Genomic DNA, 13,670 nt, shown 5'->3' with positions numbered 1-13,670 from the left:
ATTTATGATGATGAAAAAGAGATACTATTTTGGATATTGGCTATTGCTGGCTATTTTGTGTATTGGGATTTCAGGCTGTAAGCAGCTTTTGGATGAAAAACCCGATCAGCGGCTAGTCATCCCCTCAGCCCTGGGCGATTTCCAGGCGCTGATGGACAATTTCGGCGTGCTGACCGCTAACGATCTGATTTCAGCGGAAATATCGGCTGATGATTATTACCTTACCGATGCCGACCTTGCGGCCCTGCCAAGCGAATATGAGCGCAGGATGTACAGTTGGCAAAAGGATAATCTTTTTGAACCTGGAAGCAACGAGTGGGCCTATCTGTACAAAGCCGTATATTCCTGTAATGCAGTATTGGAGGGAATGGAAGCCTCAACGATTGAAAGGGACGTCAAATTCAACAATGTAAAAGGACAGGCACTGGTATACCGCGCCAAATGCTTTTTGCAGGGGCTCGGCGTCTGGGCAAAGGCTTACCAGGTATCTTCAGCAGCAGACCTCGGTATTCCGCTGCGCCCAAGTGCCGATTTCAATACGCCTTCTACCAGGGCGACCGTACAGGAAGGTTACCAAAAGGTACTTTCTGATCTAAAAGCAGCGGTGCCGCTTTTGCCGGACAGAGCATTAAGTGCCACCAGGCCATCAAAAGCGAGTGCCTATGGGCTTTTGGCGCGTGCCTTTTTATATATGGGCGATTACCAGGCCGCTGAAAATTACGCTGATTCCTGCCTGCGGATCAATGGGGTGCTTCTGGATTATAATAAACTTAATGTTGCCGACCGCTATCCTATAGCGCTGTTTAATCCTGAAGTGGTTTTTAACACGTTTGTTCCACCTTCAACAATTGTAACCAGCACCAGGGCCAAGATTGTTCCCGAGCTTTTGCAATCCTACCATACTGATGATTTGAGAAAGCAGGTATTTTATTTACAGAGTGGGGGTGCTTATTATTTTAAAGGTACCTATTTCCAGCCCGCACTTTTTTTCGGACTAGCTACTGATGAAATGTTCCTCACCCTTGCCGAGTGCCAGGTAAGGAACGGAAAAACGGCCCTTGGCATACAGACGCTGAACAAGCTTTTGGTGGCTAGGTTTAAAGCCGGAACATTTGTGCCCCTGGCAGCGAGTGACAAAACTACCGCACTGGATATGGTGTTGACCGAAAGGAGAAAGGAACTGGTAATGAGGGGGATGAGGTGGATGGATATTAAACGATTGAATGCCGATGGTGGAAGTATCGTGCTGAAGCGCACAATAGGGGGAACTGTTTATACCTTAACACCAAATGATAAGCGGTATGCGCTGCCGCTGCCTGAAGATATCATTGCACTAACGGGCATGCCCCAGAATGAGCGGTAAAACAAAGGGCCTGGTAAATTTAACCAAGCCCTCGTTCACTTACAGTGCGCGTTTGGCCGGAGCAGCATCCCTTACAGCGGCTGCATCGTCGCCGTAGGTATCCTCGATGTACTGGTTCAGCTTGTCCTGCGTATCAACCGTTTCGGGTGTAGTCAGGTAACAAGGTACTGCAGTGCCCGAATTACAGCTGGTAGGCGGGCTCATGGTAGTAGAATACTGGTGGCCGTCTGTAGCTTCAGATAGCTGATCGCCAATAAAATTCCACTGGATGTCTGTTTTGGCTGGTTTAAATGCACTTGTAGTAATGGTTAGGCCGAACCCCAATACGAGGGCTACAAGGCCAAGGTTTAATTTTTTTAGCATGGTATTTAGTTTTAAATAATCTCCGTTTAGGGAGGATAAATGAAGTCGATCTGGTTCGGTGGTCTTTCGATCGGTTGATTTTTCTGTATTGGATAGGACCAGTATCCGTTTATGCTGGTTACTCGTTGTCACGAACCTCCTGCTTTAGATGAATAGTTAAGCTAGTTATCGTTAATGCGGTGAATACGAGGTTAAAAATGAGGTGCGACTTCCATCCGAGCCATTTTAATACGCCGCCGCAGCTACAGGGCTCCTTGCTGAAATAGTCTGCCAACACCAGTGCGATGTAGGCGGTAAAGGCGAGCAGAAGTACAGTTGAAACCAGCAGACCAACGAGTACGGTCCTTTTGAAACATAGCAGGAGTGCGGTAACAAGTTCTGCTGGGATCAAAAAATACAGTAGAAAATCTGCAAGCCAGCCGGGAAAGGCCTGGTTGTGGAGCTGCTGGTCAAAAGCTGAAAAAGTAAAGAGTTTACTGAATGCAGCGTATACAAACAGCAGTACGAGCAGGGGAGGAACCGTGGATTTAAAAATTGCCTTCATGGTAAAAGAATTATAGAAACAAATTAAGGGCGAATAGAAAAGCCAAAACAGTATGAGATGGGTAGTATACCCTTTTAAGCGACGAAGAGATGAAAGAAAGTCAGTCAATGCTATACCGGTTTTTACCGCAGTTATTTTTACGGGCACCGTACTATAGCTTTACAGGCTATGATCTCTCGCGGTTGCCGGAAGTGTTGCAGGAACAGGCTTTTCGCAATGCAGTTTTTTTGGCAAGCGCAGCGTTTTATGCGCTGCTTGAAAAAAAGGAATTTGATTTCGATAAATTAGCAGATAAGGAAAAACATACCCTTTATAAGTATTATAACCGGATGTGTTTCCGGCCAACCCCTTTTGGAAGCTTCTCCTCCTTCACTTTACTGCAATGGGCAAGCGGTGGTCAGGTCAGGCTTGCCGGAAGCGATGAGTCAATCCTTCATTTATGGCCTGACCAGAATTTTTTGAGAAAATTGAAGAACAGGGCGGAGGCTGATCTGCCAGACGGATTAATGGTCAACCCTACGCTGTACCGGTTTAATGACGTTTTCCGCTATACGAAATCATCTTTGGATGATAAGGGCCGGTTTAGTTTTTCTCTGGAAGGGATTGCAGCCGTAAAATTTAATGTACAGCTGTTTTCATTTTTATCTTCAAAGAAGATTTCAAAAAAAATACTGCTGAGCTGGATTGTGCAGCACGCTGAATGTTTAGCAGAAGATGCAGAAGAATACATCGGGTTTCTGCTTGATGCAGGGGCGGTTTTCAATGGCACTCAGGGAAGAGTAATCAGCAATGAGGTGAGTGAGCGCTTCCCTGGCTTACCTGGCTGGAGTAATTTCTGGAAAAATTACATCAGGATTCCCTTATTGGGTGAAGCCGATCTGTCGGCTTTGGCCAGGGATGTCGGTAAAATTGCAAAGGAAAATAAGCCTTTTGGCCAGCCATTTTATGCAGCACTGGAAAGGCCAAATAACACTGGGGGCCAGATAGCGCTGAACAGGAAGAATTGTCCAAAGCAGTCCATGTGCTGCAGTTATTGGCAAACGCTGAGCAGCCTGCTGATCTGTCGCGTTTTATCCGTGATTTCCGTGCCCGCTTTGATCAGGAAAGGGTGCCTTTGCTGCTGGCCTTAGATCCCGATGGAGGGCTGCATTATGGGGAGATGGCGCCATCCATGCCTGACCAGGATATCCTGGAGAATATTCCTTTCCCTGAACCGGAAGATGAAAATAGAACACTTGGATGGCATGCCTCCCAGCAGTTTATCTTCAGGCTCTGGATAGGGGATACCCTTCGCGATCCCTGGTCGCCCCTGCAGATCAGTGAAGGTGATGTGATTAAACTGGAAAATCATAAAAAGGCAGTATTGCCTTTGCCCCAGACGCAGGCGCTCATGTACCGTTCGACGGGCGAGCACCTGATCATCGAAAGTTCGGGTGGGGTAACCGCCGCTTCGCTGATCGGAAGGTTTTCCTGTTTCAGTGATCCGGTACACCAGTTTTGCCGCGAGCTTGCCGCAAAGGAAACTACTGCAAACCCAGAAGTTGTTTTTGCCGACATTGCCCAGCAGTCTGATAGCCATGTGGACAATATCAATCGTCGCAAGCCCATTTATGCTCACGAGATACCCCTGAATGTATTTCCTTCGCAGCCAGCTGAAAACCTGGTACTGCCAGGCGAACTCATGCTTTCTCTTAAAGGGGATGAATTGATATTAGAGTCGTCTAAGTTGAACAAAAGAGTAATTCCCCGGCTGGCGACGGCCTATAACTTTCGAAATAACCATTCGCCGGTTTTCCGGCTATTGTGCGATCTGCAATTTCAGGGGGTACAGGCAGGACTGTCATTTAGCCTGGAGAACTTTTTTCCAGGCCTTACTTTTTATCCACGGGTCTGTTACGGAAAGGTGATCCTCTGCCTGGCGAAATGGAATTTTAAGGAATCTGACATAGCGCCATTAACTGCACGAGATAACGTTGATCCATTCAAAACCCTGGATGGTTTTCGCAGAAAGCACCACCTGCCCCGGCACATCACCATAGGGGCAACAGACCAGCAGTTGGTTTTTGATCTGGCCAATTCCACTGAGGTGAGGTTTTTTCTGCAGTGCATTGATGGTTTAAAGCAGATAACCATTCAGGAATATTTATTGCCAGACCGCTCCGTTCTGTCTGGTAAAAAGCCACTTGCAGGACAGATGATTGCTTTTCTTGCCCACGAAAATAATATTTATAAACCCTTAAAAAAGGAAAGTACTACTGTTTACGGCGAAAAGCAACGCGACTTTTTAATGGGGAGTAACTGGCTTTACCTTAAAATTTTCTGCATTCCACGTGCTTCGGAAGAAATCCTTAGTAAGGTGATTTTTCCGTTCATCAAAGCACAGAAAAAGCGGATCAAAAATTGGTTTTTCATCCGCTACAGCGATAAAGGTTATCACCTGCGTTTGCGTATTCAGGCGGAAGAACATGATCTTGGCGCAATACTCGTGGCCTTGCGAAAAAAAATTGAATCATCCGGACATGATAAACTCATCCGGGATTTCCAGGGAGATACCTACCGGAGAGAACTCGAACGGTATGGCCCCGGTCTCATTTCACATGTTGAGGAACTTTTTTGCGTGGGAAGCCACCTTGCTGCGTTTGCGTTAACTTTAAGGGGGAACAGTTCCCTTCAACTTAGCGAATTTGAACTGGCCACACTTACTGCCTATCGCATGGTCAGCTGCTTTTTTCCGTCTCTGGCTGATGCTCTGGATTACCTTGGTAAGGTGAAGGACCGGTTTATGGCGGAGTTCAGGGCAGATAAAACGCTTAAGATCGCAATGGATGAGAAATACCGGGAGAAGAAATTATTAATAGCGGATTTGCTGGAAAGCAAAGAATTATCGAAGCACCTTTTGCCGCTTTTAAAGCAGATGTCAGTTTTAAACGGGCTTACCAGCAGCTATTCAAATGATAAAAAAATGGTGCTATTAGCCGATCTGGTACATATGCAACTGAACCGGACTTTTTCCGTTAGACAAAGGCAACAGGAGTTGCTCGTTTACTATTGCCTGCAAAAGTATAATGCTTCGCTTTTGGCCCGCGGAAAATCTTCAGTCTAGTGATCACTTTTGTCTCTTTTACTGATGAGTAAAGCGGGCTGGATTTTTTCCCGGAAGGCGGTGCGGTAAGTCCCTCCAATCGGAACACTCACTCCTCCGCTTAGCCTTACCTGGGCGTATTCCAATGAACGAATAGCTGCATGGTTGACAATATAAGACTGATGGATCCTGGAAAAACCTTCAACAGGCAACTTGGAAAGGACTTCCGCTAAAGTGATGTAAGTGGTTACTTTTTCGTCATTCATGTGGATAATGATATAGTTACCAATATTTTCGATATAACGGATCTCTGCGATGGTGATCCGGTTAAATTTTCCTTTAATGTTGCTTTTGACGAAAAAAAATGGGCTAGCAGCAATTTGATCTACCTGACTGGTAAGGTTTGAGCGCACCCTGGTAACTGACTTTAAAAACCTGGCGTAATTAATGGGCTTTAGCAGGTAATCTACTGCATCTTTTTCAAATGCTTCAGGTGCGTACTCGCGGTAGGAGGTTGTGAAAATAATGTTGCTTGCTGAACCGATAAGGTCTGCCACATCAAGGCCGTTGAGCTGTGGCATATCGACATCTAAAAGAACAATATCGGGAGTTTGGATAGTGCATAATTCTTCCAGTGCTAAAAGCGGGTTGGTGGAGCTACCAACCAGTTCCAGGCCTGGGGTTTGATTGATGTACTTAGCGAGTACTTCAATTGAATGATATTCATCATCAATGATATAGCAGGTTAAGCTCATAATTTAAGGGTTAAAGTGAGTTCGTAAAATTCGCCAGGCTCATTGATTTCCAGCTTGTAATTGCCTTTGTAAAATGAATCCATGCGAAGCCGGATGTTTTGTAGACCCAGTGCTTTTCGCTGACGCGGATGTCCGTTCTTTGATTTTTTTAAGTTTCTGCTGTAAAAGGTTAGTTGTCCTGTTTCGTTTGTGGTTAACTTCAGTACAGCCGGAGAGGTAACTTCGGTCAAGTTCCCATGTTTGAACAGGTTTTCTGTCAGTGTAAGCAAGATCAGTGGAATTATTTTATAGCGACTGAAATCACCATGCATTTCTAGCTTGAGATATAGCGGCTCTTTAAACCGGTAGCGGTTAATGGCCACGAGATTTTCAATCTGCTCAACTTCTCTATCCAGTTTAATTTTTCCATCCGAACCTGCTTCCTCCAGGCTGAAACGCATGATCTCCGAAAGGAGCCAAATGCAATTAGCGGCATCATCGGAATATTTTTGGGCGCTGTTGTAAACAAAGTTGAGCGCATTGAAGAGCATATGGGGGTTAATCTGTTGTTGCAGATAGGCGTTACGGGATTTGGTAAGCTGGTTTTCTAACTCTGCTTTTTCTTTTTCAATAATTAATTGACGCTTTTCCGCCTCCAGCGTCTGTCTTTTGAAAAAAGCTATGCGACCTGCCAACGAATAAAACATGGCCAAAATAGAGAAGTATAATGCTCTCATGATATTTCGCTGTAAGAAACTTTCCACATAAAGGATGGTGTTGGAATGATTTGCAGGCGAACTATTAATCAGATAATCGGCAACTGATTTAGTTATCATGTATATGCTAAACAGCAAAATGTACCCCAGGATACCTTTGAAATACCGAGGTTTCCTTTCTTTGAAAACATAATTCAGTAATGCGGCAAATAGATAAAAAAATGAAATATTAATCGTATAAAATACTATATAAACCCAAGGTCTTTCTAAGGTACCTAAGGCAATATAGACCATTGTCAGTTCGTAGGTGATGAACGAAGCCCAGCAGATAATGTGTACCAACAAGAAATTTTTATTAAACTTTTTTACCACTAGTTTTAACATATCCTGTACTATGAAAGCTTTTTTTACTCCAAAACTTTACGAATCTGTAATAAATATCCTTGCAACTTCGCAAACTCTTAATTTAATATAAAAAATATAAAATCATGAAAAATTCAATTAAACTTCCAGAGAAAAAAACTATTAGAGTGAGCAACTTTAAGACAATGGGTGCCAAGCTGCAAAATCGTGATACCGATACGACTAGCCTTACAATCAGTATAACCAGTACCCATTTGTTAAAAAATTAGTTACAAAGGTATTGGAATTGATCACATCTTATGCTTAAAGATGAATTACATGATATCGAGAAACTGTTCTCTACATGGGGAAATTCAGGTAACGATATTATCGTAGAATCGACTTTCCAATCAAAATCCCAACGGCTTTTTGAAGGATGGAAAATGATGGCTTTCTCGGAGATTTCTGATAAAAGCTTAAGGCGTTATTTTTATTATCAGCTTGAGGGTATCCTGAAAATTTCGGATACCCTTTTTAATATGGCAGATATTGAACTTTCAAAAAAAACTACTGACCCTTTATTCCTCCTTGACCATTTAAAGCAATATTTTCCGAACTATTTTAATAATGATGCTATGGCGCCTATAGCCTATCATCAACGCTCAATTGAACAATGGAGCGAGGATGTTCGGCTGCTGAAAAGTAAACTTAAAAAAGCACAAATAAGCGCTGAGCTGAAAACTTCGGTCTGTAAATGGGTAGAGGAACTCAATGAGATCAATTACTCCAGGCGGTATTCTTTTCGGGAAATATCCTATTCTAAGTATATTATTGAGCAAATGCTTTTGATTGATATCTTTTCGGACAAGGCAGATAACAATCTCATCTCTTTTCTTTCCAGCGCTAATTTTAACCACCTTGCTTTTTTAGTTTACCGACAGAATAAGATCCGTAAGGAATTGGAAGCTTTTATTTGTTTAGACGACAAAATCAACTATCTACATAATCAAAAGGCTACGGTGGCATCTGTTCCTGAAGTGAAACACATAGCTTATAATATTTCATGGCCATCTCTAAAAATTATGTTGGGAGATTGGCTCCAGGAAGAAATTCTGCTAACAGAAAAGTCTTTGAGCAAGAGGAGTGAAGTTGCTATTCCTAAGATACCATTGGAATTGTCTGTTGCACATCTTTCCTGTCTAATCCGTTTATTGTTTGAAGAAAGTGTTTTCGCCACTCAGAATCTTCAGTTTATTTTTAAAGGTTTCGCTGGTCACTATCAAAGTAAAAGACAAGCTGTTATTTCTCCTGGAAGCCTGAGTAAAGAATTTTATAGTATTGACCAACATACTGCCGCACGTGTGCGTGACCTGTTACAGCGTATGGTCCTGCGGATCAACCGTAATTTTTTTCCTATGGCCGTTGCAATAAATGCAACAGTCCTCTCTTATCTAAATATGCGCTGAGTTCCCCAGCCAGCTATAGCTAAACCCTTTTTTATTGATCAGTCGTTCAGGCAAAAGAGATGTGATGTCCTTCAATGTGCTGAAATGCATTGAATCACAAGCTTTACAGAATTCAGTACTAAAACCAAGCCTGTTAATAGGGGTCTGTAATAATTCCTCCTTTTCCATATATTTTTTAATATCTGCAGCTTTATAAAGATAATAAATTTGTTTCTAATAAGATGTATCTGTTATGATGTTTCTTTTTAGAAGTACCTCTCGCGCATCATTTTGGTTTACTTTACGTTATGAGTAGAGCTAAAAACGAAGAGGAGAGCGAGCATATAAAGGAAGTTTTAAAATTGCTTGGTGCACGGATTCGTTCCCTTAGGGAAGCTAAAGGGGAACGGAACTATGAAAAATTTGCCTTTAAACATGACCTTAACCATACCCAGCTCTGGCGATATGAAAATGGAGAAGATCTGTATTTCTCATCTTTGCTCAAAGTGCTTTCAGCATTGGATATTAGCCTTGCTGAGTTCTTCAGCGACGGGTTTGATCAATCCGTGAAGTAATAACATATAAGCAGAAAGCCGCGTTTGGCTATGTTGTACATCGGGCTGGTAGCGGTACTGGGCCTGGCTTGCTGGTTAATGAGAAAACGGTTATTTACCTGAATATTTAAATGCTCCCTTTAAACCAGCTAGGGGAGCATTTATTTTATAATCAGCTCTAAACACTATCACCATCCATCAATTGTAATCGAGTAAATAATAATTAATAGCATAATAGCGGGTTGCGTAAAATAAAAAATGAGACAACCAAGCCTAAAACTGATTGGCTGGTGAGGTGCTCCCAACGAGATCGTTAACGAACTTTTTTATGGAGGATTTGAAGCGGATTGCGGAGTTGAAGATTCCTAGAAATGAGTCGAGAAAATAATTTCAGATTTTAAAAGTCGATAATTAAAAATCTCTTACTAGAAGGGGTCGTGCTCCATCAGAGTGACATCCCGAAAGGGGACCAACATCCAACACCCAATAAAATTAATCTTTTATATGATCTGTCTAGCCGATCTAGTATCGATATTGATTTTTCGATGGCAAAGGATTTTGATGGGACTATTGTCTATGTTTATTCTCCTGAGATGCTGGCTCTTGAGAAATATAGGGCGCATTGTTAGCAAAATCCTTCTTATAGAGATATTGCGTTTAGTCTGACCTAGAAGTCTAGGGCTAGAGATTTTTATGATATTCACAACCTAGTATCTTCATTCAGCCTCAAGTTTGATTCCGTTGAGGATTTGGGCATCTTAACAAGTATTTTTGATGCCAAAAAAATGCCTCTGGATTATCTCTTCAGTCTGGAGATTAATTTGGACTCCACCGCCTGCTAGTGCAAAGAGGATCAATGTACCTTTGATTAAATTTTTTCTTTTCATAATGGTCAATTTATTGACGGTTAACATCGGGTAGTTTTCTATAGCGCCTATTCTGTGCTGCCTGTAATAGCTATGGCCAATTTTACTTTATCCGGACTTATTTTCCAATTTCCTGAATAATCTTTCACAAAAAATGTAACGTCTTTACCCTTGATTGGTTCGACACCTACATAAGGTTTGAAACCGGTTAGTTTGGTTGAAGAAAACGTACTGTATGCGATCTGACTTGCATTATCTATGTTAGGCAACCATTGTATGGCGACAAAGAAGTCGCCCTTTGGTATGATAATTTTATATTTTGAAAGGTTCGCCACGATTTTTTCTGAGTTTTCCGCAGTTATATTGATTTCCTCATTGCATAGATCTTCAGCGGGAAAACCAGCAGCATCGGCACGATAGACCCTGACCCTAAAAGTAGTATTTTGCAAATCCTCATACTTGTAAAGTCTGCTGTTATCTCCGCCAGGAGAATCGCCATCTCTATAGTTGTAAGTGAAAACAAGACGGTTATTCTCAGAAACTGCTAGCTTAACGTCGAACAAGAGCTGGGCAACAGAAATTTTTTCCAACATATAACGTTCTGCCGGATTATATAAACGTTGAGCCACCTGTTGGTATGGCAAAGGGTTAAACGGATCTGGAAAATACACATAGTGCTTCACATTGGCGATGTTAAATTCGTTAAGCGTTAATTTTTTAATGCTTTTGATCTGTTTAAAACCGCTTGCTATTGCCTTTTTTTGGACCAGTTGAACCCTTCCATTTTCCGCATCTTTTATCGTGATTTTTTTTGATAAGTAGTTTTGCATCTCGACGTAAATCGAATCGGTTCTGGTAGCTATCAGATCCACTTTTCCCACTTTATCGGCCATGGTATAGGTCTGTCTGGCTTTACAGGACACCAGAGCGCCGATTATAGGTTTTTTAGTCGTACTGTCGGTGATTAAAATCGTAACACGGTTGATTTCTTGCCCTTGTAACGTTGGTATCTGCCCAAACAACGCATAAGCACAGAACAGAATCAGGTATTTAAGCATTTTCATTTGTAGTATGAGATATTTATGGACAGTGCGATTTCCCTTGAAGCATCTCCTGCAGGTTTATCCAGCGCATACCACTTTCCGTCTTGTTTGATAAAGCGATTACTTGTTTTATCGGCAGATTGTGGATATAGCGCAATAAAAGGTTCATAGCCAATGGTATATTGGGGGATAAAAACGTTCTGAAGATTGTCGGTCACCATTTTATGGCCGATTTTGTAGGTCTGGTTCTGGAGTTCATAAAGCCATTCTATAATAACAAAAAACCTTGAACCGGGAGGACGGATGTTCAGCTTCCGCAGATCGATCTGGTTCAAGGTCTGATAACTGTTCAATATTACTTCTATCTTTTTGTAGTAGAGCAATGTGTCGGGTCCACGGGTTATAGAATCTACGCCTGTTATATAAATATTAACCTTCGATGTATCGAGGTGTTTATTCCTATTAAAATAAAGTTCATCGTTAAGCGGAAATAAAGTAGTACGGCCATTTGGTGAAAAAAGCGGTTTGGATGGAGGAGAATGTTTTTGCACAAAACGGCCAAGAGTAATATACTCCAGTTTAAAATCACTTGCCGTCGTCTCAAACAATTTTGCAATGGGCCGTGGTGAGGAAACGAATAGCTCCTGGTTTTCGTTTTTAATGCTATAGTTGACCTCATCATAAGAAAATTTACCTAAAACTTCGAATTGTTTCTTCACGCTGATCTGCACTTCGTTTAGTGTATAATTATCCTCTTTCAACAGTACAGTCTGTCCATTTATAAAGTTGACTGTAGGTATCTTTTTGATATCGTAGCCGATACAGCTAAAGATCAGCGTATCCCGTTGTTGGTTGGCATGGATTTCGAAAATTCCTTTTTCGTTTGAAATGGAATCTCTTTGTTGCTGCTGAAGTTTTACCGTTACCAGTGCAAGCGGTTTCTTTTCATTTTCACTGATCACAGTTCCCTTATACGTTACCTGAGAGCAGACAGTACTAAACTGAAATGAAAATAGGAATAATATCAATATAAATACTAACTGCTGTTGTGAAACCTTATTCACCAAGCAAGGGTTGCCGGATATAAGATTTTTCATATCCCTTTAGCAGAAAAGTTTTTAGGAAAAATGAACTTTTTTGGATAAAGTTTGACCAAGACCGGATTGTCCAGGCTTCTGATGCCTTCGAATAAACTGCGGGATTGCACAGTAAAGGGCGGAAGTTTTTCTGTCTTGGCTATTTGCTGATAAGATTTTAAAATATAGGCCGCTGGAAGATGGCTGATGAAACAAGCGCTAAACTTTCCATCCTTTAAATAGATTGAAATAGATTTTGAAGCCTGGCCCAGTATTATAAAATATTTATCGGTTATTCCCAGTTGATCAATCTTGCCAATCAGATTATTCCGGGTAGTTTTTAGGGGGACATACACTACCGAGTCATAAAGATTTTTAGAGTCGACAAACCTGGCGCCATTTACAACAGTATTTATATTTATTTCCTTAACGTTTTTTTTTAAAAAAGATTTGGGCTTCTGTTTAGGCGAAGCCATCACAAGAATTAGCAATAGTACAGATGTAATTTTGGACAAGTTCATAAGCGCGTTCGGATGGATATTTGGTTATCGAATATATATATATTCTAATTTAATAAAAAAACATAGCTATGGATATTTATTCAATTATTGAAAGGGTATAAGGTCTTGATAGTATAAAATGAAAATGAAAAAAAGACAACTAGTGTGTGTTCTAAAGTGGTAATATGATCAAATTCAATTGCAGATGGCAATAAAATGGAGTAATTCGCCAATTTCAGTTTGGTTGATGGTTGTAATGGTAATTTTGAATCACCTGGGTAAACATCAACCCATGGCTAATTAAATAAATGCAAATCATCCATCATTCTTTTATGAAGAAAGAATTACCTTTTCCGCTATTTTCAGAAAAAACAAGGGCGCAGAACAAACGTGCTAGTCTTTTAGATCATTTAGTTTTCTGTCTTATCAATACCAGCCATAAAATCATTTGGATTCGTTTGATATTCAGGTTTCATACACTGACTTTCGTGTAGCTTCAAAAAAGATAAACAATCCATCATAGTCAAAGGTAATAAGTACTCAAAATTAGGTATTGATCATAAGAGTATTTATCTGTAATTTTCAGTATCTGATACTTAACGTGTCGGAAAAACAAGCAAACTGTTCAAGCCGATTTCCTATCTGTACCAGTACGAATGTGCTGTGAATCAGAGCAGATATATAAAATGAAACCGCAGATCTAATTCTATAGGTAAATTAAAGCACCATTACAGAAACAAATAAACGTAATCTCACTATGAACCGGCTATTCATCTACATCGCCCTACTAATCATCTTTGGTTTCCAGGCTGCTGCCCAGAACCCCGGACTCGATTTTTTAAACAAACTAAAAAAGGATAATCCGCTACTATACTCGGGCTTTAAGGGAGCCTTCTCTGTTTCCGAAACAGGTTCGGCGCTGTATGATTTACCTTTCTCGGTATCACCTGGCGTTGGTGGCATGACACCACAGCTTTCGGTATCCTACAGTTCAAGCAGTTCATCCTCGATCCTGGGGAAGGATGGTCATTGAACGGGTTCT

The 13,670-nt window shown here is 41.3% G+C and carries 13 protein-coding genes; 6 read left to right on the top strand and 7 right to left on the bottom strand.

The window, feature by feature from the left end:
- Positions 1–10 precede the first annotated feature (10 nt).
- Positions 11–1,363: a RagB/SusD family nutrient uptake outer membrane protein gene (locus H9N25_RS12980; RefSeq protein WP_190326155.1), complete on the top strand. Its 1,353-nt coding sequence runs from the start codon at positions 11–13 to the stop codon at positions 1,361–1,363.
- Positions 1,364–1,402: 39 nt separating this feature from the next.
- Here H9N25_RS12980 and H9N25_RS12975 read toward each other — a convergent pair whose 3' ends face one another.
- Positions 1,403–1,726, bottom strand: a complete 324-nt coding sequence (locus H9N25_RS12975) for a hypothetical protein (protein WP_190326154.1) — start codon at positions 1,724–1,726, stop codon at positions 1,403–1,405.
- Between the two features lie 118 nt (positions 1,727–1,844).
- The gene (locus H9N25_RS12970) at positions 1,845–2,270 is read right to left on the bottom strand and encodes a MauE/DoxX family redox-associated membrane protein (RefSeq protein ID WP_190326153.1); all 426 of its coding nucleotides are present in this window, start codon (positions 2,268–2,270) and stop codon (positions 1,845–1,847) included.
- Between the two features lie 89 nt (positions 2,271–2,359).
- Between H9N25_RS12970 and H9N25_RS12965 the strand changes: the two genes are divergently transcribed.
- Together H9N25_RS12965 and H9N25_RS12960 are read left to right on the top strand one after the other, a co-directional pair.
- Positions 2,360–3,400: a lantibiotic dehydratase gene (locus H9N25_RS12965; protein WP_190326152.1), complete on the top strand. Its 1,041-nt coding sequence runs from the start codon at positions 2,360–2,362 to the stop codon at positions 3,398–3,400.
- Positions 3,292–5,373: a lantibiotic dehydratase gene (locus tag H9N25_RS12960; protein ID WP_190326151.1), complete on the top strand. Its 2,082-nt coding sequence runs from the start codon at positions 3,292–3,294 to the stop codon at positions 5,371–5,373. The genes H9N25_RS12965 and H9N25_RS12960 overlap by 109 nt, the downstream gene beginning before the upstream one ends.
- On the opposite strand, the gene H9N25_RS12955 is transcribed toward H9N25_RS12960, so the two are convergent.
- Both H9N25_RS12955 and H9N25_RS12950 read right to left on the bottom strand, forming a co-directional pair.
- The gene (locus tag H9N25_RS12955; RefSeq protein WP_190326150.1) at positions 5,370–6,107 is read right to left on the bottom strand and encodes a LytR/AlgR family response regulator transcription factor; all 738 of its coding nucleotides are present in this window, start codon (positions 6,105–6,107) and stop codon (positions 5,370–5,372) included. The genes H9N25_RS12960 and H9N25_RS12955 overlap by 4 nt on opposite strands.
- A complete protein-coding gene (locus H9N25_RS12950; RefSeq protein ID WP_190326149.1) occupies positions 6,104–6,922 on the bottom strand; it encodes a sensor histidine kinase in 819 nt (272 codons plus the stop codon). The genes H9N25_RS12955 and H9N25_RS12950 overlap by 4 nt, the downstream gene beginning before the upstream one ends.
- 542 nt (positions 6,923–7,464) lie before the next feature.
- Between H9N25_RS12950 and H9N25_RS12945 the strand changes: the two genes are divergently transcribed.
- Positions 7,465–8,610, top strand: a complete 1,146-nt coding sequence (locus H9N25_RS12945) for a hypothetical protein (RefSeq protein ID WP_190326148.1) — start codon at positions 7,465–7,467, stop codon at positions 8,608–8,610.
- A gap of 287 nt (positions 8,611–8,897) precedes the next feature.
- Positions 8,898–9,164 (top strand): helix-turn-helix domain-containing protein, encoded by a 267-nt coding sequence (locus H9N25_RS12940; protein WP_190326147.1) that lies wholly within the window; start codon positions 8,898–8,900, stop codon positions 9,162–9,164.
- A gap of 913 nt (positions 9,165–10,077) precedes the next feature.
- Here the strand turns inward: H9N25_RS12940 and H9N25_RS12935 are convergent.
- Genes H9N25_RS12935 through H9N25_RS25470 form a run of 3 tightly spaced genes read right to left on the bottom strand, consistent with a single transcriptional unit; the run spans position 10,078 to position 12,604 of the window.
- Positions 10,078–11,073, bottom strand: a complete 996-nt coding sequence (locus H9N25_RS12935) for a hypothetical protein (RefSeq protein ID WP_190326146.1) — start codon at positions 11,071–11,073, stop codon at positions 10,078–10,080.
- Entirely contained in the window at positions 11,070–12,149 is a 1,080-nt protein-coding gene (locus H9N25_RS12930) for a carboxypeptidase-like regulatory domain-containing protein (RefSeq protein WP_190326145.1), read from the bottom strand. Before H9N25_RS12930 ends, H9N25_RS12935 begins: the two co-directional genes overlap by 4 nt.
- Complete coding sequence (locus tag H9N25_RS25470) at positions 12,146–12,604, bottom strand: 6-bladed beta-propeller (RefSeq protein ID WP_190326144.1); 459 nt, start codon at positions 12,602–12,604, stop codon at positions 12,146–12,148. Before H9N25_RS25470 ends, H9N25_RS12930 begins: the two co-directional genes overlap by 4 nt.
- Positions 12,605–13,385: 781 nt before the next feature.
- Here H9N25_RS25470 and H9N25_RS12920 point away from each other — a divergent pair.
- Positions 13,386–13,661: a hypothetical protein gene (locus tag H9N25_RS12920; RefSeq protein ID WP_190326143.1), complete on the top strand. Its 276-nt coding sequence runs from the start codon at positions 13,386–13,388 to the stop codon at positions 13,659–13,661.
- The last annotated feature ends 9 nt before the right edge of the window (positions 13,662–13,670 follow it).

The organism is Pedobacter riviphilus, assembly GCF_014692875.1.
Lineage (GTDB): Bacteria > Bacteroidota > Bacteroidia > Sphingobacteriales > Sphingobacteriaceae > Pedobacter > Pedobacter riviphilus.
This window is presented reverse-complemented; position numbering and strand designations above follow the sequence as displayed.